Source organism: Streptomyces sp. Ru73 (assembly GCF_002920575.1).
Taxonomy (GTDB): domain Bacteria; phylum Actinomycetota; class Actinomycetes; order Streptomycetales; family Streptomycetaceae; genus Streptomyces.
Map to the genome: position 1 here is coordinate 38,042 of NZ_PQSQ01000046.1, position 20,815 is coordinate 58,856.

Here is a 20,815-nt window from a genome sequence, read left to right on the forward strand (position 1 = left end):
ATGCCGACTAGTCGGTATGGCGTCCAGAGGGCGGAGCGAACGCGTTGGGCGCGGGCGTGTTCCGCGCGTCACACGCGGGGGCCGGGAGGCCGGGGCGGAGGGCCCGGGCCGGGCATCGGGGCAGACGATTCGGGGGCGCTGGCGCGCCGTGCTCCGCACGCCGGAAAATGGGTGGCGGTGACGGACAGTGACGAGGATCATCGCTCGCATGACCGAACTCCGTGCGCTCGCCCCCGACGGCGTCCCGCTCACCGCCCTCGACGACGGCGGCAGCGGTCCCACCGTGCTCGTCGTCCACCCCGGCGGCCGGGGCCCCGAGTCCTGGGACGCGGTCGCCCGCCTGCTGACCGACCGCTTCCGGGTGGTCCGCATACGGCGCCGCATCTACGCACCGGGCGTACGCATCGGCCGTCACCACTCGATGGCGGTCGAGGCGGCCGACGTGCTGGCGGTGGCCGGGCTGCTGGCCGCCGACGGCCCCGTGCTGCTCGTCGGGCACTCCTCGGGCGCCGTCGCGGCCCTGGAGGCCGCGCTGCGCGACCCGTCCCCGTTCGCCGGGGTGGTGGCGTACGACCCGCCGATACCGACCCGGTCGCTGCTGGTCGGAGAGGCGGGGCCGCGTGCCCGCGCCGCGCTGGACGCCGGTGACCCGACGGAGGCGATCCGCATCCACTCCCGCGCGATCACCGGCATGCCGGACGAGGCGGTCGAGCAGATGCTCGCCGACCCCCGCGTCCAGGCACTCATCGCCACGCACGCCGAGGCGCAGATCGTCGAGGACGAGATCATCGACGCGCTCGGCCTCGGCGTGGACCGCTACCGCGCCCTCACCCTGCCGGTGACCCTGCTCCAGGGCGAGTCGAGCTTCCCGCACCTGCACGAGCGGGTGGCCGACCTCGCGGCGGTACTCCCGGACGCGCGCGTGGTGACGCTCCCCGGCCAGGGGCACGGCGCGAACTCCACGGCACCGGAAGCGCTGGCGGAGGAGATCGGCCGGGCGGCGAAGGGGGTTTTCGGAGGGTGAGGGGGCGGAGCGGGTGAGGGGCTGAACGGCGCCCCGCGCCCGCAGCGTGACCGCCGCGACGGCGCCCCGTGCTTACGACGGCACCCCGCGCCCGCCCTACGGAACCCAGCACTCACGGCACCCCGCGTCCGCGCCCAGGGCACCCCGTGCCCGCCCCACGGCACCCCGCGTCCCCGCTCGCGCCCTACAACGTGATCGCCGCGCCCAGTCCCACCAGGACCAGCGTGCAGCCGGCGGCCAGAAGTGCCGTGCGGAGGCCCATGGTCCGCGGCGGGCCGTCCGCGGGCGGCGCGGCCAGCTTCCGTATGCGCGTGTGCGCGGCGGTCAGGAAGGCCAGCCCGGCGAGGACCAGCAGCGCCACGAGGGCGACCTCCAGCCCGGTGGGCTCGCCGGTGAGCAGCACCTGACGCCAGGCCAGTACCACCGCGACCGCGCAGGACAGCGTCGTACGCCGCCATGCCATCCGGGTCCGCTCGGGCTGCAGGCCGGGGTCCCGGGCCGCGCCCCGGCGTTCCTCCTCGCCGCCCATCGTCAGCGTGACCAGCCCAGCAGCACGACCACCGCGATGGCCACCGCCAGGAGTCCGACGCCGGCGCCCAGCAGCGCGGGGAAGCGCGAAGCGGGCAGGTCCTCGCCGCGCCGCATCGCGCGTTCGCAGCGCACCCAGTGGTTGACCGAGCGCACCGCGCACAGCGCGCCGCCCGCGAGCAGCGCCACCGTGAAGACCGTCCGCACCGTCTGGTGCAGCGACGGCAGGAACTGGTCGACCGCGAAGCCACCGCCGATCAGCGCGAACGCGGTGCGCAGCCAGGCCAGGAAGGTGCGCTCGTTGGCGAGCGAGAACCGGTAGTCGGGGGTGCTGCCCTCACTGCGCAGCCGTCCGGGCGCGAACCACAGACGCAGGTCGGCGGCGAGCGCCCGCACGCGGTCCGGGAAGATCATGATCCGTACCCTATCCGGCGGCCGGCCGACCGGCCGCCTCCCATGCGCGCAGCCGCCGGAACGCCTCCAGGCCGTCCGGCACCCACTCCCACTCCGGCAGCCGGGCCGCCAGCTCCTCCTCGGTGAGGAAGGCGTGCCAGGCGACCTCCTCGGCCTGCGGGGCGACCGGCAGCGTGCAGCGCACCTCGTAGACCGCCGACCACCAGGTGTGCTCCGGCGTCTCGTACAGGAACTTGAACAGCGGTACGGGGCGGGGGAGTCCGGTCACGCCCAGCTCCTCCTCGGCCTCGCGCAGCGCCGCGTCGTCGTAGGACTCGCCTGCGCCGACCACCCCGCCGACGAACATGTCGTAGTGCGAGGGGAAGATCAGCTTCTGCGCGGTACGGCGGTGCACGAAGATCCGGCCCTCGCCGTCCCGGGCCAGGATGAAGGTGCAGCGGTGCCGCAGCCGGCGCGCGTACGCCTCGCCGCGCGGGGCCTGCCCCACGACCCGGTCGTGCTCGTCGACGATGTCGAGGATCTCGTCGGCGTTGAGCGGCTGCTGAGAGTCCGGTCCGGCCGGCTGCTGATCGGTCATGGGGCCATGCAATCAGACGGCGGGCGGAAGGCGGCCAGGGGCGGGTGACGGGCGGCGCCGTGGGCCCGCCGGGGCGTCGGACGCTGGCCCGCCGGGTGCGGCCGGGTGCGGCCGGGTGCTGCGGGGTGCGGTTGGGTACGGCCGGGGCGGCTGCCTGACCGGCCATGGCGCAGGCCCGCCCGTCGGCTGTATCGCCGTACGCCTCGTCCACCCCGTCCGCCCCGTCCGTCCCGGGCGCCCTACTGCCCCATCACGTACTTGACCGTCGGACCGGTGGTCCAGCCGCCGTCGACCGCCAGTTCGGCGCCGGTCACGTAGGACGCCGCATCGGAGAGCAGGTAGACCACCGCGCTCGCGATCTCGTGCGGCTCGCCGACTCGGCCCATCGGGGTGTTGGGGTAGTTGCCCTCGCCCTTCTGGATGCCGACGCCGGCCGTCATCGGGGTGTACGTCATGCCCGGGTGCACGGAGTTGACGCGGATGCGGTCCGTACCCAGCTCCACCGCTGCCACCTTCGAGAGGCCGCGCACGCCCCACTTCGAGGCGCCGTAACCGCCGGTCATCGCAAGGCCCATCAGGCCGGCGGCCGAGGAGATGTTGACGATGGAGCCCGCGCCGCGCTCCCGCATCAGGGGGATGACCGTCTTCATGCCGATGAAGACACCGGTGAGATTGATGTCGATCACCTTGCGGAAGAAGTCGACGGAAATGTCCTCCAGCGGCTGACCGGTGGATATCCCCGCGTTGTTGACCAGCCCGTCGAGGCCGCCGAATTCGGTGACGGCGAAGTCCGCCACCCGCTGCCAGTCCGCCTCGGAGGTGACGTCGTGCGGCAGGAAGCGGGCCGCGTCGCCCAGTCCGGCCGCGGTCGCCGCACCCTCCTCCGCCAGGACGTCGGTGAGGACGACCCGCGCGCCGGCCGCCACGGCCTCCCTGGCCGCCTCGGCGCCCAGCCCACGTGCGCCGCCGGTGATGAGAATGGTCTTGCCGGACAGATCGGTCATCGTGCACTCCTGTGTCGGGAAGCGGGCCGCCCCTCCTCCGGGGCGGGGGCGCGCAGCAGCGCCACCGTGGTGGTGACGAGGTCGGCGAGGAAGGTCTCCTCCGTGGTGAGCGGGCGCGCGCCGTCGAGGTACTGGCGCGCCCGGTCGGACAGCGCCGCGCCGATCAGCGTGAGCGCCAGGTCCGTGCGCTCCAGCCGGATCGCTTCGGGCAGTCCGGCGGCCGCGAGCGAGCCCTCGATGCGCTCGATCAGCTCCCAGTAGGCGGTGCCCGCCAGCGTGGGGTGCGGTGTCCGGCTGCGGATGCCGCTCTCATGGCTGAGCTGTGCGGAGATCCGCAGGCAGCGCAGCCCGCGTACGTCGCTCAGCTGGGTCGCCTCGGCGGTCACCAGGGCCCGTACGAGGTCCTCCAGCGTCGGCTCCGGCAGCTCCGCGAGGAGTGGCGCGAGCGCCGCCTCCGTACGCCGCAGCCGGCCGGCCATCACCGCGTCCAGCAGGCCCGCGCGGGATCCGAAGTGGTACTGCACCGCCGAGGGGTTGGCCTGGCCGGCCAGCCGCACGATGTCGCGGGTCTGGGCGCCGTCGACGCCCTGCGCCGCGAAGATCTCCTCCGCGGCGCGGATCAGCTTGTCCCGGGTCTCGGCCCCTGCGGTTCTCGCCATGACGCCATATTAATACTCGCCATTATTAAATGCACGGGTGTGAGGTGCCGCACGGATGCGGAGGTGGTGCGTACGGGGTGACGCTGCCCGCCGGGCGCGGCCTTCAGGGCGTGGCCCTCGGGGCGCGACCTCCAGGCGCGGGGGAGCGCGGTGACGGCTCGGTGGCTCGGTGGGTGGCTCGGAGGGTGGCGCCCCCCGCGTGGCCCTCCGGCGCGCCGACCGCGGAACCCGAGGGGGCCACATGCGGCGGCCTTACGGGGGTGCGCGGGGTGGCACCCAGGAGTGTCGGGCGGGACGGGCTCCACGAGTGCCATGCGAGGCGGGCCTACGAGTGTCGTGGGGGGGGCGGGCGACGGGCCGCACGAATGTCGTGCGAGGCGGCCTGTATGGATGTCGTGCGAGACGGCCCATTTGGGTGCAGTGCGGGGCGGGCCTCACGAGTGCCGCGCTGGGCGGCTCCCACGAGTGCCGTGCGGGGTGAGCCCCATGAACGTCGTACGGGCGGCCCGTCCAAGTGTCATGTCGGGCGCGGCCCCAAGATGCCGTGCGGCGGCGCCGCCCTCAGCCCGGCAGTCCCTCGCTGACGCGGCGGGAGACCTTGATGGCGTACAGGTCCAGGATGCCGGGCGGCTCGGCGATGCCGGGGCCGCCGGCGCGGATCCATGCCGCGATGTCCGCCAGCGCGTCGTCGTCGTTGACCAGGCCCAGCCACACGGGACGGCCGCCCGCCGCGCGCCCCTCGGGGGACGGCTGGACCACGACCACGTTCGCCTGGTCGCAGACGTCCAGGCACTCCGAGGCGCGTACCGGCGCCGCGCCGTCCAGCGCCGCGCGCAGTCGCGGGATCTGCTGGGCGTGGTCGACGCCGGGCACCTTGGCCGCGTCACCGCAGCAGCAGCCGCGGCACACCGTGACGCGGCAGGAGGCGGCCCGGTCGGCGGATCGGCGGGAGGACTTGTTGATCACCGGCCCATCGTACGGGGCGCCGCGTACGAGGGGGCGGCCCGTACGGCCCCGGGTGTGGCGCACAACTCCCCGCGGCAACAGGGAGTTTGAGTGCCGCGGAAGGCCCATCGGGGTAGGACCGGTGGCATGACTCACACTGCTACCGATGCGTACGCCGGGGCGCGCCCCGTGGATGCGATCCCCGGCCCCAAGGGGCTGCCGCTCCTCGGGTCGATGTTCGAACTGCAGCAGGACTCCCTGGGTGCGTTCCTCCGGGCCCGCCGCGACCACGGGGACGTGGTGCGGATATCGGCGGGGCCGCCCGGGCTGCGGACCGTCCTGCACGGCGTCTTCGGCCCCGAGGGAGTGCAGCAGGTGCTCGCCACGGAGTCGGCGAACTTCCGCAAGGACAACCCGTTCTACGAAGAGGTCCGGGCCGCCTTCGGGAACGGCCTGCTGACCAGCCAGGACGCCGATTACCTGCGCCAGCGCCGGCTGGTGCAGCCGCTGTTCACCAAGCGCCGGGTGGACGGGTACGCGGACGCGATCGCCGAGGAGGCCGCCGCGGTCGTCGCGCGCTGGAGCGGTCGCGAGGGCGTCGACCTGGTCGCCGAGATGAGCCGGCTGGCGCTGCGTACGGTGGCGCGCATCCTCTTCGGCTCCGACGTGGAGGCCGCCGTCGAGGTCATCCACCGCTCCTTCCCGGTGATCAACTCCTATGCCCTCAGCCGCGCCTACGCGCCGGTCAACGTGCCGCGCGAGTGGCCGACGCCCGGCAACCGCCGCGCCATGGCCGCCATCGCCGAGGTCTACGCGGTCTGTGACCGGATCATCGCCGAGCGCCGCGCCGCACCCGGTGGCCCCGTGGGCGAGGATCTGCTCACGCTGCTCGCGCAGGCCGGCAGCGAGGAGGACGGCAGCCTGGACGCGACCGAGATCCGCGACCAGGTGCTGATCTTCCTGCTCGCCGGTCACGAGACCACCGCGACCTCCATGGCCTTCACCCTGCACCTGCTCGCGCGCCACCCTGAGGAGCAGGCGCGCGCCCGCCAGGAGGTGGCGGAAGTGCTGGGCGACCGTGTGCCCACCGCCGCGGACCTGGAGCGGCTGCCGTACCTGACGCGCGTGCTCAAGGAGGGCATGCGGCTCTACCCGGCCGCTCCGGTGGTCGGCCGCCGGGCCGTGGCGGACACGGAGATCGGCGGCCACCGCATCCGGGCGGGCTCCGACGTCGTGGTCGCGCCGTGGGTCACGCACCGCAATCCCGACCTGTGGGAGGACCCGGAGCGCTTCGACCCCGAACGGTTCACGCCGGAGCGGTCGGCCGGGCGGCATCGCTACGCGTGGTTCCCGTTCGGCGGCGGCCCGCGGGCCTGCATCGGCCAGCACTTCTCGATGCTGGAGTCGGTCCTGGCGCTGGCCACGCTGCTGCGCGCGTACGAGCTGGAGGCGGCCGACGACGCCGAGGTGCCGGTGGGCGCGGGCATCACCCTCCAGGCGAAGGGCCCGGCGCGGGTCCGGCTGCGGCCGCGGACGTAACGGCCGGCCGCCGCCCGCCCGCTCCCTCCCGCGTGCGCAACGGGCGCCGACCGACGCCCACCCCGTCCCCGCCCGTGTCTCGCCGGGCGCGCCGAAACCATCCGCCAAACGCTACGAAAATAGCGTTTGCGTTTTCGCCGCGCTCGGCGTAGCGTCTTTTCCGGCCCCATTGCCGTCGATTGGAGAAGGCCGTTGCTCGTCTGAGGTCCTGAGACACCGCGCTGGTCCCAGCGCACCGTGCCCGACCTCGGCGTGCCTTCGTGCCCACGACGGCCGACCAGCCGCCCGCGTACGCGTCCCTCACGTACGCGCGACGACCACGGCAGCCCGTGTTCGTCCCCGGTGGCCGGCACCTGCACGGTCCCCCGCTCCAGCGGTGTCTCTATGCGCTGTTCCCCATCAGCCCACGCCCGCTCAGGGAGACCTGTATGTCTACGCACGACCGCTCCGCCGCCACCTCCATCGTCTGCACCGGTCTGTCCTTCGCCTGGCCCGACGGCACGGCCGTCCTGGACGACTTCCAGCTCACCATCGGTCCCGGCCGCACCGGCCTCATCGGGCTCAACGGCGCCGGCAAGTCCACCCTGCTGAAGCTCGTCGCCGGGGAGCTGCGGCCCACCGCGGGCACGGTGAAGACCGCCGGCGAGATCGGGTACCTCCCGCAGAACCTCACCCTGGACACAGCCCTCCCCGTGGACGAGGTGCTGGGCATCGCCCGCACCCGCGCCGCACTGCACGCCATCGAGGGCGGCGACCCGAGCGAGGCCCACTTCGCCGCCGTCGGGGACGACTGGGACGTCGAGGAGCGCGCCCGCGCCACCCTCGACCAACTCGGCCTGCACGGCATCGACCTGGACCGCACCATCGGGGAGGTGTCCGGCGGCGAGTCCGTGCTGCTGCGGCTGGCCGCCCTGCTGCTCCGCCGCCCGGACGTCCTGCTGCTCGACGAGCCCACCAACAACCTCGACCGCCGGGCCAGGGCGCGGCTGTACGAGGCCGTCGAGCGCTGGTCAGGCGTCCTGGTCGTGGTCAGCCACGACCGGGAGCTGCTCGACCTCGTCGACCAGATAGCCGACCTGAGGGCCGGCGAAGTCCACTGGTACGGCGGCAACTTCACCGCGTACGAAGCGGCGCTCGCCGTCGAGCAGGAGGCCGCCGAGCGCATGGTGCGGGTCGCCGAGGCCGATGTGCAGCGGCAGCGGCGCGAGCTGACCGACGCGCACGTCAAGCTGGCCCGCCGGGTCCGCTACGGCAACAAGATGTCCGCCAACAAGCGCGAGCCCAAGATCATCATGAACGAGCGGAAGCGCCAGGCCCAGGTCTCGGCCGGCAAGCACCGCATCATGCACACCGAGAAGCTGAAGGAGGCGAAGGAACGGCTCACCGAGGCGGAGGAAGCGGTCCGCGACGACGAGGCGATCCGCGTCGACCTGCCGCACACCGCCGTGCCCGCGGGCCGCGGCGTACTCACCCTGCGGGATCTGACCACCCGCTGCGGCACCCACGTCAACCTGGAGCTGCGTGGCCCGGAGCGGCTGGCGCTCGTCGGGCCGAACGGCTCGGGCAAGACGACCCTGCTCCGCACGATCACCGGCGAGCTCGCCCCGGCGGCGGGCGAGGCCGTGGTGCACGTACCGCACCGCTTCCTGCCCCAGCGCCTGGACGTGCTCGACGACCGGCTGACCGTCGCGGAGAACGTCGCCCGGTTCGCCCCGCAGGCCACCGTGAACCACATCCGGGCCCGGCTGGCCCGCTTCCTCTTCAAAGGGGCCCGCGCGGACCAGCCGGCCGCCACCCTCTCCGGCGGCGAACGCTTCCGCGCGACCCTCGCCGCCCTCATGCTCGCCGAGCCCGCCCCGCAGCTCCTGCTGCTGGACGAGCCCACCAACAACCTCGACCTGGCGTCCGTCCGCCAGCTGGTCGCCGCCCTCGACGCCTACGAAGGAGCCCTGATAGTCGTGAGCCACGACGAACGCTTCCTGACCGAAGCCGGCATCACCCGCACCCTGGATCTGGGGGAGGTGTCACCGGAGGCGGGTGGCTGACGGCAGCGGCGAGCCCGGACACCAGCGGGCCCGGTCCCTCAGAAGTGCTGCAGCAACTTCGGAAAGGCGGTGAGCCGCAGCACCTTCTCGTCCGCCGGGTCCAGCTCGTCGTGCTCCAGCACCCACGTGTTGTCGTTCGGGATGAACACCGCGTTCATCCCGGCGGCACGCGCGGGGAGGATGTCCGACCTGGGGGAGTTGCCGATCATCCAGGCCGACTCCGGCGTCAGCCCGTACTCCCGCGCCAGCCCGCGGTACGTCCCGGCGTCCTTCTCCGCGACGATGTGCACGCCCCGGAAGTGGTGCGCCAGCGCCGAGTTGTCCACCTTCCGCCGCTGCTCCTCCGCGTCGCCCTTGGTCAGCAGCAGCAACTCGTGCCGCCCGGCCAACTCGGCGAGCGTGGCGGCGACTCCGGGAATCAGCTCCACGGTTCCGCCGTCGAACGACGTTGCCCACGCCGCGATCCGCGCCAGCTCCTCGGCCGTGGCGTCCCGCCCGTGCAACTGCGCCAGGCACTCGCCCAGGCTGCGCAGGAAGACCTTGCTGCCGTAGCCGTGCGCCTTGGCGTTGGCCGCCTCGACGGCGTCCAGCGCCGCCCGCACCCCGTCCCGCCCGAGCCGCAGCCCGATCTCCGGATCGGTCATCCAGTCCAGGAACTCCCCGATCACCCGCTCGAAGATGACGTTGTTCTCCCAGAGCGTGTCGTCCGCATCAAAGATCAGCACCTTCTCCGTACCGCCCAACCCGGCCTCCCCACCACGCCGATCACCAACAGTCCGGCCCGCAGCGTAATGAGCGGGGCCGCCGGGGCGCACGGGGTTATCGGGTGGACGGACGGCCCGAAGGAAAAGCGAGTCCTCCGCATTTCAACCAATCCTTCTGTGAGTGGCGGCACATGTCACCCATTTGCTGCGTGATCACGCCAATGGCAGGATTACTCCCGCGTTCGCACCGCGAGCGCTTCTTTTTCTCGCACCCGAACTGACCATTCGGGCGCCTGTACCACACTGAAGATCCGTGCGCGTATGCATGGATCGGGGGAAACATGAAGACAAAGACCGCACGTTCGCGCTTCCTGAAGGGCGCCGCGAGCGCTGCCGCACTCAGCGCCGGCCTGCTGATCGCCGCTCCGAGCGCACACGCCACCAGTAGCTCCGGCACCTGGAACATTCCGGGTGGCAACAAGATGTCGGTGAACGCCTGGCACTGCGGGGCCTTCGTCAACGCCTGCGACTGGAAGGCGTCCACGAAGATGACGGGCAGCAACCCGAAGAAGGCCCAGTGGATCAAGAACGTCGCCGACCTCCAGGCGCACGGGATCAGCGTGAGCATCAAGATCTCGAAGAACCCCGAGGCGTCGCTCACCATGGTGAGCAAGTCCCTGGGGCGGGTGACCTGGAAGAACACCAAGACGTGGATCTCCGACACCAGCGGTCAGATGCGCCCGAGCAAGCTGACCACGTACGTGTCGACCAAGAGCTGCGGCTCCGCCCAGCTCACCAGCAAAATCAAGTTCAGCACGAAGTGCGTCTACGCAGGGGCTGCCTGACCAGCAGCCGCGGCTGAAGCGAACCGACCCATGAGAGCGGGCCGCCGGATACCGGGCGGCCCGCCCTCACGGATACGCACGGAGTGCGGGGGAAAGCGTGTCCCATTCACGACGCGGTATGGCATGCCCGGAAAACGGGTCGGGCCGAAGACCGGGCAACTGGCTGCTCCTGATGCTGTGTTGCTGCCTGCTGCTCAGTTCCTGCGGCGCTGCCGCGGAAGGAAATTCCGGACGGGCGGAAAAGCGGCCGTCCGACCCCTTCAAGAAATTCGTCAGTGCACAGAACGGGCTGTATTACCACCCGTTCCTGCTGAACGAGCCCGCCGGTGCCGAGGCGCAGTCCTATGCGCTGACCGTGCTGGCGGAAACGGGCCCCGAACCGAAAGTCTCCCTCGACGCGAAAGGGCAGTCAGCGCTGCGCGGGGACGCACTCGCCATGTCCCCCCTGTGGGGACGCTACTGGCTGATTCCCTTCCGGCGGGCGGACGCCACCGGCGTACTCGGCCCCCGGGACGCCGAGGCCGTGCGGAAGCTCCGCCGGAAGGACGGCTCCTACCGGGACCCCGACCAGGACGCCAAGGACACCGCCGCACTCATCGGCAGCACCTGGGCGGCGCTGGAGGTGCTCGACGCCATCGGCTCCCTCGGCGAAGCCGACCCCGCGGAAACCGGGCCGACCGCCGCCTGGCTCACCTCCCGCGCCGAAGGGACCCATGACCTCTCCGAAGCCGGGGCGCTGGCCCGCTCCCTGCGGCTCCTGTCGCGACCCGTACCGGAACGCCTCACGCGGCTCGAGGCGCCCCGCATGGCCGGCTTCACCTCACTGAAGCCCGGCGAACGGATCGCCCGGCTCGTCGACACCTACGGCTACGTGCAGATCCAGGAGGCGGCAGGACACCGGCCCGAGATCGACGTACCGGCCTGGCGGCAGGTCCTGCGGCACAACGCGGACACCCTCGACTACGAACAGCTCTTCTACGCCGTGCACATCCTGCGCGCGGCCGGTGCCGACGAGGGCGCGTACACCGACGTGCGCCGCCGTCTGGAACGCAACCGGCTGGACGACGGCACCGTGCGGGACCCGGACACGTACGCGGGCAGCCTGGACGCCTCCCTGTGGGTGGAACGACTGCGTACCCTGGCCGGCCTCCCGACCGAGGACCGCCGCCTCGTCACCGCGCTGGACCGCGCGGCCGTGACCGCCGACCACAGCCCCGACAGCGGCGAACTGCTCGCACGGGCCGCGCTGTACCGGCAGGCGGGCACCTCGGACGGCGCTCAGCCCACCACCAACGCGGCGAACGCGGAATGCCGGGCGGGGCGACTGCTGCCCGGCACGGTCACGGCGGACAACGCGTCCCCGTGGCAGCGCCAGAGCATGGCGTGCACCGAAGCCGGCAGCACCGTGCCCGCGCCGGCCGTGGACCGGTGGCAGCTGGACAGCCCGCAGCAGGTGGCGGCCGCCGCAGCGCTCGTCGTGGGGCTGTACGCCACGGGTCACCGGGACGCCGTCCCCGCATGGATCACCGCCGATGCGCTCGCGTCCTGGGCGAGGAACCCGGAGCGGTTCACCTCCGTCTTCGACTACGCCCAGACCGTACGCGCCCACCTGCTGCTCGGCGGCGAGGCGAAGGGCGCCCTACGTGCCGCGATGCGACGGGGCACCGGCCCCTACAAGGGCTGCCCCGGCCTCCCGGACCTCTACCGGACCGGCGGCGACGACCCGGGCTGCGACCTCAAGACCACCTGGGCGGTACGGGCCCTGGACCAGCAGGCACACGGCGTACTGAACGCCCTGCCCGACGACGCTGCCCGCACGGCAGCCAGGAAAGACGACGTCATGGACGAAGACGGGAACAACGAGTGAGTACGCCACTGCGCGCCGAAGGAGTGGGCAAGTCCTACTCCCTGCGCGGACGGAGAATCGACGTACTGAGCAGGGCCGGCCTCACCGTGCACGGCGGGCGGATCAGTGCTCTCATGGGCCGCTCCGGCTCGGGCAAGAGCACCCTGCTGCACGTCCTCGGACTGCTCACCCCGCCCGACACCGGGCGCGTCCTGCTCGACGGCGAGGACACGACCGGCCTGCGCGACGCCGAACTGGCCGAGCTGCGCCGCCGGCGGCTGGGATTCGTCTTCCAGTCCTACAACCTGCTGCCGCAGCACTCCGCGCTGGACAACGTGGTGCTGCCCTCGCTGCAGCGGCGCACCCCCGCCCGGCAGCGGGGCCGCGAACTGCTGGCCCGGGTCGGCCTCGGTGACCGTGCCGGCCACCGTCCCGGCGAGCTGTCCGGCGGCGAACAGCAGCGCGTGGCACTGGCCCGCGCGCTCATCAACGACCCGCCGGTCATCCTCGCCGACGAGCCCACCGGCAACCTCGACGAACGCAGCGAAGAACTGCTCCTCGGCCTGTTCCGGGAGCTGGCCGACGAAGGCAAGGCCGTACTCCTCGTGACCCACAACCAGTCCGTGGCCGAGGCCGCCGACACGGTGGCGCACATCGTCGACGGCACTCTCGACGAGACCGGAACCGGGACCGCCGCCGACGCGCGGCACGCCTCGGCACGAGAGGCGGACACCGCATGAGCCTGCTCCGACTCGCCCTGTCCAACGTCCTCGCCCTGCGCCGCAGACTGTACGGCCTGATCACCCTGGTGACCGTCGCCGCAGCCGTCTGCCTGGCCTCCCTGGGCATCGCCGACCGCGCCCAGGGAGCCGCCGACAACGGCGTGCGGGAGAGCTATGCCAACCGCAGCATCAAGATCGACCGGAGCGACGGCGACCGCCCCGACGCCAAGCCGCTGACCGACCGTGCCGAACGACGCCTGCGGGCGCTGCCCGGCGTGCAGTCCGTGCAGCACCGCGCGCAGGCGTCGTTCGGCCTCAAGGACGACCGCGTCGACGGGGTCCTGCTGTACGCCACCACCCACCGCGCCTCGCTCGCCCCGCCCGTCCTCGACTCCGTCCGCAGCCACCTCTTCCCGCTGCGCCCCGGCGAGGTCGTCCTCCCCGCCACCGCCCAGGGCGAGAACCTGGCACCGGAACTGGGCAGGAAGATCACCGTCGAGACCACCCGGTACATCGCCCAGGGACAGGGCACCGGCGCCTCCGACACGGTCCGCGTCGTCGGCCTCTACGACCCCGCCTGGCAGCTCGACGGCCCGGACGTGGCGTACGCCGACGACGCCACCGTCGTGCGCTGGGCCGCAGCGAAGGCCGGGATGGCGGCCGAGAGCTACCCGAGCACGGTCGGGTACGACCAGCTCACCGTGGTCGCCGAGTCCTCCGGCAAGGTGGCGGACGTCCAGCACCGCATCCAGCGGCTCGGCTACCCGGCCACCACCCTGCGGCAGGAACTCAGCGCGCTGCCCGGAGTACTGGAACTCATCCGGACCGTCGGCCGGGTGCTGGTCGTGGTCCTCGGACTGCTCTCCTTCGCGGGGGCGGCCACCGTGACCGGAGCGCTGGCCCGCCAGCGGTCACGCGAGATCGGCATCCTCAAGGCCGTCGGCTTCCGCACCCGCTCCGTCCTCACCCTGCTCGTACTGGAGACGGCACTGGCCGGCGCGGTGGCCGCAGTGCTCGGCACGGTGCTCGGCGCCGCGCTGAGCGGCGCGGGAGCCGCCGCGCTGCGCAGCCGGACGGACACCGCCGCCTACGTGGAGGGCGCGGTCCTGCTCCCCGGCCCGGGCATGTCGCTGCTGCTGCTCGGGGCCCTGGTAGTCGTCGTGGTCGCCGGTGCACTGCTGCCGGCCCGGCGCGCGGCAGCACTTCCCCCCACCGACGCGATGAAGGACTGGTGACCCCATGCACAAGCACGACAAGCCCGACGCCCCCGTCACGAAGGACGGGGCGCGGCGCCGCGCCCGGCGCTCCGCACTGCCGCTGGCCGCGGCCGGACTGCTCACCGCGCTCGCGGCCACGGCCTGCTCGGTGGAGCCGGGCGGCGTCGAGCTGGGCAAGGACTGGAAGGGCGCCCGGGCCTTCGCGCTGAGCGAGGTCGACGGCCAGCTGACCGTCATCGGCGTGAACCCGGTGAAGGGCAAGGCCGAGCCGCTCGTCGTCGTCCCCTCGCAGGCCGACGACAACGACACCCTCGCACCCCAGATCGTCCGGCTCGCCGACGGCCGCTGGATGATCTCGGTACCGCGCAAGGGCGGCAAGCCGGACCGGCTCTACGCGCTCGACCGCAAGGACCACTCCGTGGCCGTGCAGGGCGCCGGGGTCGAGTCGCTGCACGGACTGTTCCCGGCCAGGAGCCGGGTCGCCGCCGTCCCCGGACTCCCCGACGAGGACACCCACGGCGGCAAGGGCACGGGCGGCCCCAGCGCGATCCTGGTGCAGAACCCGGCGGACTGGACCACCGACCGCACGGTGCGGGTGCCCGGCACCGTCTCGCTCGCCGCGTCCTCGCGCGGCTCCGACACCCTCTGCGTGACCCGCGACGCGGCGGACGGCAAGGGCCGGACCAGGGTGTCCACCGTCGGCCTGACCGACGGCAAGGTCACCGAGGCCGCCGCGGCCCCGGAGGGCTTCACGGTCCAGCAGCTCGCCTGCGCCGACGGAACCCCCGTACTCGCCGGTGCCGGCAGTACACAGGGGAAGACCTCCGCGGGGTCCGGCAGGCTCGACGTGGCCCACAAGGACGGCAACGTGATCGTCACCGCCGACGGCGGACGCGTCGATCAGCTCGCCGTGGACGGGGACACCCTCGTCGCGGCGGTCTTCCACAAGGACCACGAGCGCCTCGTCACGCTCGACATGACGTCGGGGAAGGAAACGCACCGGGTGACGCTCCCCGGGCTGACCGACGCCGCCGGCCTCCAGCACACGGAGCGGGGCTGGCTGGCCCTCTCCGACGAGGGCGCCGTCCTCACCGACCCCGCGTCGGGCGCGACCAAGAAGATCGGACTGCCCGGCAAGCTGCTCGCTTCCTGAGCGGAGAGGCACGGTGGGCCGCTGACCGCGGGCCCTGGCCCGGTGTACGGACATCCTCGGACGGGTGGCCGTGCATCGGGCCTTCGTCGTTCTTCGCCCGGTCCGCGGGCCCGGAAGGCCCCGAAACGACGATTCCCCGCGGTCTCGGTGAGACCGCGGGGAACCGGCTGGTGTCCGAGGGGGGACTTGAACCCCCACGCCCGATAAAGGGCACTAGCACCTCAAGCTAGCGCGTCTGCCATTCCGCCACCCGGACAAGGTGTCTGTCGGGCGGGCCGTCTGCGCCCTTCCGACGTGGAAAACCATAGCAAACATTTGGGGGTGGTCGATCACGCGCTCGGCCGGGGCGTACGCGGCGGTGGCCGTGGGGCGGGTGCCGGGCGCCGCGGCGGGTGCCCGGCGGGGTGCGGTACCGCCCGCACGGCTGTGACCAGCGTGTGTCGGGAGGATTGCGGCCTTGGGCCCCGGGCGGGGGAGAGGGAGGATGGCGGAAGACCCCCGTCGCGGTGACCGCGCGTACCGGCGCGAACCGCGGCCGTGAAGCATGAGGAGGCAGCGTGAGCGAGTCGAAGCCCGCACCGGACGCGGCACAGCCGGTCCCGTCCGTCACCGGCGAGGACGAGGTCGTCGACCTGTGCCGCGACCTGATCCGGATCGACACGAGCAACTACGGCGACCACTCGGGCCCGGGTGAGCGGGCCGCCGCCGAGTACGTCGCGGAGAAGCTGGCCGAGGTCGGCCTCGAACCGCAGATCTTCGAGTCCCACCCGGGACGCGCCTCCACGGTCGCCAGGATCGAGGGCGAGGACCCCTCGCGCCCCGCGCTGCTGATCCACGGGCACACCGACGTCGTACCGGCCAACGCCGTCGACTGGACCCACCACCCCTTCTCCGGCGAGATCGCCGACGGGTGCGTGTGGGGCCGCGGCGCGGTCGACATGAAGGACATGGACGCGATGACGCTGGCGGTCGTCCGCGACCGGCTGCGCACGGGCCGCAAGCCCCCGCGCGACATCGTGCTGGCGTTCCTCGCGGACGAGGAGGCGGGCGGCGTCTACGGCGCCGGCCACCTGGTCAAGGAGCACCCGCACCTCTTCGAGGGCGTGACCGAGGCGATCAGCGAGGTCGGCGGCTTCTCCTTCACCGTCAACGAGAACCTGCGGCTCTACCTGGTCGAGACGGCCCAGAAGGGCATGAACTGGATGAAGCTCACCGTGGACGGCACCGCCGGCCACGGTTCGATGATCCACAAGGACAACGCGATCACCGAGCTGTCCGAGGCCGTGGGGCGCCTCGGGCGGTACGAGTTCCCGGTCCGGGTGACCAAGACCCTGCGGCACTTCCTCGACGAGCTCGGCGACGCGCTGGGCACCGAGCTCGACCCCGAGAACATGGACGAGACGCTCGCCAAGCTCGGCGGCATGGCCAAGCTCATCGGCGCCTCGCTGAAGAACACCGCCAACCCGACGCAGCTGGGTGCCGGGTACAAGGTCAACGTCATCCCGCAGCAGGCGACCGCGTACGTGGACGGGCGCTTCCTGCCCGGCTTCGAGGAGGAGTTCGAGGCGGACCTGGACCGCATCCTCGGGCCGCGGGTCAAGCGCGAGCCGATGCACGCGGACAAGGCGCTGGAGACCACCTTCGACGGCGCGCTGGTGAACGCCATGCAGTCGGCGCTGCAGGCCGAGGACCCGATCGCCAAGGCCATCCCGTACATGCTCTCCGCCGGCACGGACGCGAAGCACTTCGACAACCTCGGCATCCGCGGCTTCGGCTTCGCGCCGCTCAAGCTGCCGCCGGAGCTGGACTTCGCGGGCATGTTCCACGGCGTGGACGAGCGGGTGCCGGTGGACGGGCTGAAGTTCGGCGTGCGGGTGCTGGACCGGTTCATCGAGCAGAGCTGACGGCAGTCGGCAATCGGCAGACGGCAGGAATGGCAGCCGGTTCGCCGGCCGGCGGTCGGCGGCCGGACGGGCCTGGCGGCTCCCGCGATCGTGGGACACACGGGGGACTGAGGTCGAGTACGTGGCTGACGCCGTCGTCCACCACATTCGTCAACCCGGGTCAGTCATTCGTGAGCACTTAACTGAAAAGAGTGAATGCAACCATAGGCTCGTAGCTTCAATACACCTTCCTCGTTACAAGGAATGCGGCCCGAAGTTTGCGGTCGCATTGCCTACAAGGAGGAACAATGATCAAGAAGATCGTCGCTGCTGCGGCTGCCGCTGGTGGTCTCGTGCTCGCCGGCGCGGGGCTCGCCGCCGCCGACTCGGGCGCGCAGGGCGCTGCCGTCCACTCGCCGGGCGTGCTGTCCGGCAATGTCGTCCAGGTTCCGGTGCACGTGCCGGTGAACGCCTGCGGCAACACGGTCTCCGTGATCGGGCTGCTGAACCCCGCCTTCGGTAACACCTGCGTCAACCAGTGACGTTGCGCATCACCCCCTGGGGGGAGTGATTCCGGTCGGCTCCGAAGTGCGTGCCATGCGCTTCGGGGCCGACCGCTTTCGACGGACGGACACCCACGACCGTTCGCCGCGGGGGGACGGAAACCCACGCTCCGTCCGCCCTTCGAAAACGAAAAAGGGGAAGGGACGACCTATGCGTAAGGTCGCGAGAAAGAGCCTGATCACCGTCGTGGCAGCGGGTGGCGTACTCGCCGTTTCGGGTGGTTACGCACATGCGGACGCGGGCGCGAGCGGCGCCTCCGCCCATTCGCCGGGGGTACTGTCCGGGAATTCGGTCCAGGCGCCCGTACACGTCCCGGTCAACGTCTGCGGAAACACCGTGAACGTCGTCGGTCTGCTCAACCCGGCGTCGGGCAACAGCTGCGGGAACGGCTCCGGTGGCGGAGACCACGGCGGCGGATCCCACGGCGGTCATGGCTCCGGCCCTGCCGCCGGGGCCGAGGGGGGTACGCACGACTCGCCGGGCGTCGGCTCGGGGAACAGCGTCCAGGCGCCCGTGGACGCACCGATCAACATCTGCGGCAACAGCGTCACCATCATCGGCGGGCTCAACCCCGTCACGACCGGCGACTGCGGCAACACGGGCACCACGAAGCCGCCGACCGGCCCCGAGAAGCCGGGTCCCGGCAAGCCGCCCGGTGACGACACGCCGCCGTCGCCGCACCAGCCGGATCACCCCGGCAAGCCCGGTACGCCGGAGAAGCCGACGCACCCGGGCGGCAATGAGGGCGGCAACGTCCACCCGCAGACGCCGCCGCACTCGCAGCACGAGATCGTCACCACCCCCGCCGCCGACTCCCGGACCGCCGGGCACCAGCAGCTCGCGGAGACGGGCCCCGGCCCGGTCGGCGCACTGCTCCCGGCCGGCGCGGCACTCCTCGGCGCGGGCGTGATCCTGTACCGCAAGGCCCGGCCGACGGCGAGGGGGCTGCGCGGGTAGGACGCGTCGGGTTCGGATCTTCGCGGGCGGGTGGCGGGTGACCGGTGGTCTGTGGCTGGTGACCGGTGGCTGGTAGCCGGTGGCCGGTGGTCGGTGGCCGGTGCGGGCGTACGGCGTAGCTCGGGGCCCGTGGCTGGGGGCCTCCTCCGCCCTGCCGCTGCCCGTACCGGGCGCTGGCCATCGGGCGGGCCGGTGGCTCATGGCCCGGGTGGCCCGCAGCTCGTGGCCTGTGGCGCGTGGCGTGTGGCTGTGGGCCCGTGGCCCGCGCCCGGAGGCCCGCGAAGATCCGGAGGGGCGTTTCCTGCGGCCTGTCCGGGGTCGCGTGTGACGTGACCGTGAGACCGAGGCCCGCGCGGGCTGGCGTCACGCGGCCCGCGCGGGCCGGGTCACGCGCTTCGGTCATGGTGCCGGTGATGCCGCAGCCCGCGTGATCCCGCGCCCGTCGTCCCTGTCCGTGCCGTGTGATCTCTGTCCATACCGCGGTAGCCCTGTCGTCGCGTTCCCCGTCCTCCCGGTCCCGTGTCGTGGTTCTGGGCCGTGGTCCGCGTGGGGGAAGCGTTGCCCGCGGGTGTGCTCGCGGGCGTGTGGTGTGGAGGGCGCGCCGCCGTGGTGGCGGAGGAGGCCGTCGCGGCGGTGGTCGATGCCGTCGAACGCACCGCTGGGCGATTATCGGCAGGGGCGATTATCGGCCGCCGCGCGTGCGGAACTGGCCGTTCTCGGTAGGGCGGCAAGCGGGGCGCACCCTCGCTGCGCAACTCCTCAAGGGTGGGCAAACCGGGACGAAGTGCCGCACCTTCGGGTGATGCCCCGCCGTCGGAGAAATCCGTGGCGGGGCAGCCGCCGACCCCGCCCGGCACGGCAGCGGGGCGTCACACGGGCGCGTGCGCGCCCCTGTCACCAGGTCGCGCGAATCTGGCGGATGATCCGGCGGCGCAGCCGCACCTTGCGGCTGCCGTCGGGGTTGAGGCGGAGGCGGTCCAACTCCCAGTGTCCGTACTCGGCGTGATCGGTCAGCAGGCGTGTGGCGGCCTTACGGGAGACCCCCCGCGGCACATACACATCGCAGAATTCATATTCCGGCATCGCATCTATTGTGCGGGACCGGCCCGGGTACGGATAGCGTCTGCACTATGTCTGATGCTGCGCAGCCTTCCGCTGCCGAGGTACGTGCCGCCGCCGAGGCGGTCAAAGCCGCGCTGGACCGTCACCTCGACGCGGTCGAGCGCCGCTCGGGTGAGGACGATGCTGCCGTCTACGCCGCGTTCGACGAACTGGCCGCGGCGGCCGAGGCGTACGACGAGCTGCTCTACGACACCTACGACGAGGTCACGCCCTTCGAGATCCCCGGCAGCGACGGGCTGCCGGCGTACGCGGGGCCCGAGGAACCGAGCGCGCTCAGCGTGCTGATCCGCCGGGACTACACCGTCGTGGAACCGCAGCGGCTGCTGTCGCAGGCGCAGCGCATCGCCGACCTCGACCCCGGCTCGGCCACGGAGCCGGGAGCTGCGCAGAGCCCGGCGAAGCCCGGGGGGAGCGCCGCGGGGGCCGTTGTCGGCAGCAGTGTGCACGCCGCGCTCGGCGTGCTCTTCGGGGAGTACGAGCCGGACGAGATCGCGTCCCGGCACAAGGAGTTCGGCCTGGAGGAGGGCGACTCCACGCTGTGGGTCGCGGCGGCGGAGGAGCCTCCGGAGCCGGGCGAATGGCTCGCGGCCCCGTTCGAGCAGGCCGATCCGCAGCGGGTGGTCTGCCGCTTCGACGTCAGCTCCGTCTTCGACGAGGAGCTGGACTTCGACGAGGAGGAGGACGAGGACGACCCGGCGGTCGACCTCGTCGACGACGAGGCCGACGAGGGGGCGGAGGGGGTGGCCGGACCGGGCCGCGGCCGTACGGTCAACGGAACCCGGGGCGCCGACCCCGCCCTGAATTCGGCAGACCGGGAGCACTGACCCGTACCTGCCCCGGGGCAGGTACGCAGGGGTACGCGGGGCCGTGCCGGGCGGCACACCGGGTGGCCCACGCCGTACCGCTCAGGTGCCACGGCCGGCCACGCGCTGCGCTGCACGCGGCCCGGCCACGTGTTACGTCGGACCCGGCCACCTGTTGCACGTCGGCCCCGGCCACGTCTTACGTCGGACCCGGCCACCAATTGCGTCGGGTCCGGCCTCGTACGCGTCGGGCCCAGTTCGCTG

At 72.5% G+C, this 20,815-nt stretch carries 20 protein-coding genes and 1 tRNA gene; 12 read left to right on the forward strand and 9 right to left on the reverse strand.

Annotated elements, in window-relative coordinates; genetic code table 11:
- Nucleotides 1-208 precede the first annotated feature (208 nt).
- Nucleotides 209-1,024 carry an alpha/beta fold hydrolase gene (locus tag C3486_RS20315; RefSeq protein WP_103834161.1) on the forward strand — a complete coding sequence of 272 codons (816 nt, stop codon included), beginning with the start codon at nt 209-211 and terminating at the stop codon, nt 1,022-1,024.
- Between the two features lie 184 nt (nt 1,025-1,208).
- Here C3486_RS20315 and C3486_RS20320 read toward each other — a convergent pair whose 3' ends face one another.
- The 6 genes from C3486_RS20320 to C3486_RS20345 all read right to left on the reverse strand — a co-directional run bounded on the left by C3486_RS20320 (nt 1,209) and on the right by C3486_RS20345 (nt 5,172).
- On the reverse strand, nt 1,209-1,553 hold the full coding sequence (locus C3486_RS20320; RefSeq protein WP_103834162.1) for a DUF202 domain-containing protein: 345 nt from the start codon (nt 1,551-1,553) through the stop codon (nt 1,209-1,211).
- Between the two features lie 2 nt (nt 1,554-1,555).
- A complete protein-coding gene (locus C3486_RS20325; protein ID WP_103834163.1) occupies nt 1,556-1,966 on the reverse strand; it encodes a YidH family protein in 411 nt (136 codons plus the stop codon).
- 10 nt (nt 1,967-1,976) lie between these two features.
- Nucleotides 1,977-2,543 carry an NUDIX hydrolase gene (locus tag C3486_RS20330; protein ID WP_103834164.1) on the reverse strand — a complete coding sequence of 189 codons (567 nt, stop codon included), beginning with the start codon at nt 2,541-2,543 and terminating at the stop codon, nt 1,977-1,979.
- A gap of 239 nt (nt 2,544-2,782) precedes the next feature.
- The gene (locus C3486_RS20335) at nt 2,783-3,547 is read right to left on the reverse strand and encodes a glucose 1-dehydrogenase (protein ID WP_103834165.1); all 765 of its coding nucleotides are present in this window, start codon (nt 3,545-3,547) and stop codon (nt 2,783-2,785) included.
- Complete coding sequence (locus C3486_RS20340; protein ID WP_103834166.1) at nt 3,544-4,206, reverse strand: TetR/AcrR family transcriptional regulator; 663 nt, start codon at nt 4,204-4,206, stop codon at nt 3,544-3,546. The genes C3486_RS20335 and C3486_RS20340 overlap by 4 nt, the downstream gene beginning before the upstream one ends.
- Nucleotides 4,207-4,767: 561 nt before the next feature.
- Complete coding sequence (locus tag C3486_RS20345; protein WP_374936901.1) at nt 4,768-5,172, reverse strand: (2Fe-2S) ferredoxin domain-containing protein; 405 nt, start codon at nt 5,170-5,172, stop codon at nt 4,768-4,770.
- Nucleotides 5,173-5,298: 126 nt separating this feature from the next.
- On the opposite strand from C3486_RS20345, the gene C3486_RS20350 reads away from it, so the two are divergent.
- Together C3486_RS20350 and C3486_RS20355 are read left to right on the forward strand one after the other, a co-directional pair.
- Nucleotides 5,299-6,690: a cytochrome P450 gene (locus tag C3486_RS20350; RefSeq protein ID WP_103834167.1), complete on the forward strand. Its 1,392-nt coding sequence runs from the start codon at nt 5,299-5,301 to the stop codon at nt 6,688-6,690.
- A 428-nt stretch (nt 6,691-7,118) separates the two neighbouring features.
- A complete protein-coding gene (locus C3486_RS20355; protein WP_103834168.1) occupies nt 7,119-8,735 on the forward strand; it encodes an ABC-F family ATP-binding cassette domain-containing protein in 1,617 nt (538 codons plus the stop codon).
- A 38-nt stretch (nt 8,736-8,773) separates the two neighbouring features.
- On the opposite strand, the gene C3486_RS20360 is transcribed toward C3486_RS20355, so the two are convergent.
- Nucleotides 8,774-9,478, reverse strand: coding sequence for an HAD family hydrolase (locus tag C3486_RS20360; RefSeq protein WP_258052888.1), 705 nt, complete (start codon nt 9,476-9,478; stop codon nt 8,774-8,776).
- 302 nt (nt 9,479-9,780) lie between these two features.
- Here C3486_RS20360 and C3486_RS20365 point away from each other — a divergent pair, with 302 nt between their 5' ends.
- The 5 genes from C3486_RS20365 (at nt 9,781) to C3486_RS20385 (ending at nt 15,222) form a co-directional block, all read left to right on the forward strand.
- On the forward strand, nt 9,781-10,284 hold the full coding sequence (locus tag C3486_RS20365) for a hypothetical protein (RefSeq protein WP_103834169.1): 504 nt from the start codon (nt 9,781-9,783) through the stop codon (nt 10,282-10,284).
- 118 nt (nt 10,285-10,402) lie between these two features.
- Nucleotides 10,403-12,151 (forward strand): hypothetical protein, encoded by a 1,749-nt coding sequence (locus C3486_RS20370; RefSeq protein WP_181138619.1) that lies wholly within the window; start codon nt 10,403-10,405, stop codon nt 12,149-12,151.
- Nucleotides 12,148-12,870 (forward strand): ABC transporter ATP-binding protein, encoded by a 723-nt coding sequence (locus C3486_RS20375; RefSeq protein WP_258052889.1) that lies wholly within the window; start codon nt 12,148-12,150, stop codon nt 12,868-12,870. Before C3486_RS20370 ends, C3486_RS20375 begins: the two co-directional genes overlap by 4 nt.
- Nucleotides 12,867-14,087 (forward strand): FtsX-like permease family protein, encoded by a 1,221-nt coding sequence (locus C3486_RS20380; RefSeq protein ID WP_103834171.1) that lies wholly within the window; start codon nt 12,867-12,869, stop codon nt 14,085-14,087. The genes C3486_RS20375 and C3486_RS20380 overlap by 4 nt, the downstream gene beginning before the upstream one ends.
- Nucleotides 14,088-14,091: 4 nt before the next feature.
- Nucleotides 14,092-15,222 (forward strand): hypothetical protein, encoded by a 1,131-nt coding sequence (locus tag C3486_RS20385; protein WP_103834172.1) that lies wholly within the window; start codon nt 14,092-14,094, stop codon nt 15,220-15,222.
- Nucleotides 15,223-15,390: 168 nt separating this feature from the next.
- Here the strand turns inward: C3486_RS20385 and C3486_RS20390 are convergent.
- Nucleotides 15,391-15,478: transfer RNA gene (locus C3486_RS20390), tRNA-Leu, on the reverse strand.
- A gap of 301 nt (nt 15,479-15,779) precedes the next feature.
- Here C3486_RS20390 and C3486_RS20395 point away from each other — a divergent pair.
- From C3486_RS20395 to C3486_RS20405, 3 genes are all read left to right on the forward strand, one after another.
- Nucleotides 15,780-17,126, forward strand: coding sequence for a M20/M25/M40 family metallo-hydrolase (locus C3486_RS20395; RefSeq protein WP_103834173.1), 1,347 nt, complete (start codon nt 15,780-15,782; stop codon nt 17,124-17,126).
- A 287-nt stretch (nt 17,127-17,413) separates the two neighbouring features.
- Entirely contained in the window at nt 17,414-17,647 is a 234-nt protein-coding gene (gene chpH, locus C3486_RS20400; RefSeq protein ID WP_103834174.1) for a chaplin ChpH, read from the forward strand.
- Between the two features lie 172 nt (nt 17,648-17,819).
- Nucleotides 17,820-18,626 carry a chaplin gene (locus tag C3486_RS20405; protein ID WP_103834175.1) on the forward strand — a complete coding sequence of 269 codons (807 nt, stop codon included), beginning with the start codon at nt 17,820-17,822 and terminating at the stop codon, nt 18,624-18,626.
- 894 nt (nt 18,627-19,520) lie between these two features.
- Here C3486_RS20405 and C3486_RS20410 read toward each other — a convergent pair.
- The gene (locus tag C3486_RS20410; RefSeq protein ID WP_030252120.1) at nt 19,521-19,709 is read right to left on the reverse strand and encodes a DUF5703 family protein; all 189 of its coding nucleotides are present in this window, start codon (nt 19,707-19,709) and stop codon (nt 19,521-19,523) included.
- Nucleotides 19,710-19,756: 47 nt separating this feature from the next.
- Here C3486_RS20410 and C3486_RS20415 point away from each other — a divergent pair, with 47 nt between their 5' ends.
- A complete protein-coding gene (locus tag C3486_RS20415) occupies nt 19,757-20,572 on the forward strand; it encodes a hypothetical protein (RefSeq protein WP_258052890.1) in 816 nt (271 codons plus the stop codon).
- Nucleotides 20,573-20,815: the final 243 nt, after the last annotated feature.

Excerpts from the sequence above, each read along its gene's own strand:
- C3486_RS20315 (WP_103834161.1), top strand. The coding sequence starts at position 209 with ATGACCGAACTCCGTGCGCTCGCCCCCGACGGCGTCCCGCTCACCGCC.
- C3486_RS20320 (WP_103834162.1), bottom strand. The coding sequence starts at position 1,553 with ATGGGCGGCGAGGAGGAACGCCGGGGCGCGGCCCGGGACCCCGGCCTG.
- C3486_RS20325 (WP_103834163.1), bottom strand. The coding sequence starts at position 1,966 with ATGATCTTCCCGGACCGCGTGCGGGCGCTCGCCGCCGACCTGCGTCTG.
- C3486_RS20330 (WP_103834164.1), bottom strand. The coding sequence starts at position 2,543 with ATGACCGATCAGCAGCCGGCCGGACCGGACTCTCAGCAGCCGCTCAAC.
- C3486_RS20335 (WP_103834165.1), bottom strand. The coding sequence starts at position 3,547 with ATGACCGATCTGTCCGGCAAGACCATTCTCATCACCGGCGGCGCACGT.
- C3486_RS20340 (WP_103834166.1), bottom strand. The coding sequence starts at position 4,206 with ATGGCGAGAACCGCAGGGGCCGAGACCCGGGACAAGCTGATCCGCGCC.
- C3486_RS20350 (WP_103834167.1), top strand. The coding sequence starts at position 5,299 with ATGACTCACACTGCTACCGATGCGTACGCCGGGGCGCGCCCCGTGGAT.
- C3486_RS20355 (WP_103834168.1), top strand. The coding sequence starts at position 7,119 with ATGTCTACGCACGACCGCTCCGCCGCCACCTCCATCGTCTGCACCGGT.
- C3486_RS20365 (WP_103834169.1), top strand. The coding sequence starts at position 9,781 with ATGAAGACAAAGACCGCACGTTCGCGCTTCCTGAAGGGCGCCGCGAGC.
- C3486_RS20370 (WP_181138619.1), top strand. The coding sequence starts at position 10,403 with ATGGCATGCCCGGAAAACGGGTCGGGCCGAAGACCGGGCAACTGGCTG.
- C3486_RS20380 (WP_103834171.1), top strand. The coding sequence starts at position 12,867 with ATGAGCCTGCTCCGACTCGCCCTGTCCAACGTCCTCGCCCTGCGCCGC.
- C3486_RS20385 (WP_103834172.1), top strand. The coding sequence starts at position 14,092 with ATGCACAAGCACGACAAGCCCGACGCCCCCGTCACGAAGGACGGGGCG.
- chpH (WP_103834174.1), top strand. The coding sequence starts at position 17,414 with ATGATCAAGAAGATCGTCGCTGCTGCGGCTGCCGCTGGTGGTCTCGTG.
- C3486_RS20405 (WP_103834175.1), top strand. The coding sequence starts at position 17,820 with ATGCGTAAGGTCGCGAGAAAGAGCCTGATCACCGTCGTGGCAGCGGGT.
- C3486_RS20410 (WP_030252120.1), bottom strand. The coding sequence starts at position 19,709 with ATGCCGGAATATGAATTCTGCGATGTGTATGTGCCGCGGGGGGTCTCC.
- C3486_RS20415 (WP_258052890.1), top strand. The coding sequence starts at position 19,757 with ATGTCTGATGCTGCGCAGCCTTCCGCTGCCGAGGTACGTGCCGCCGCC.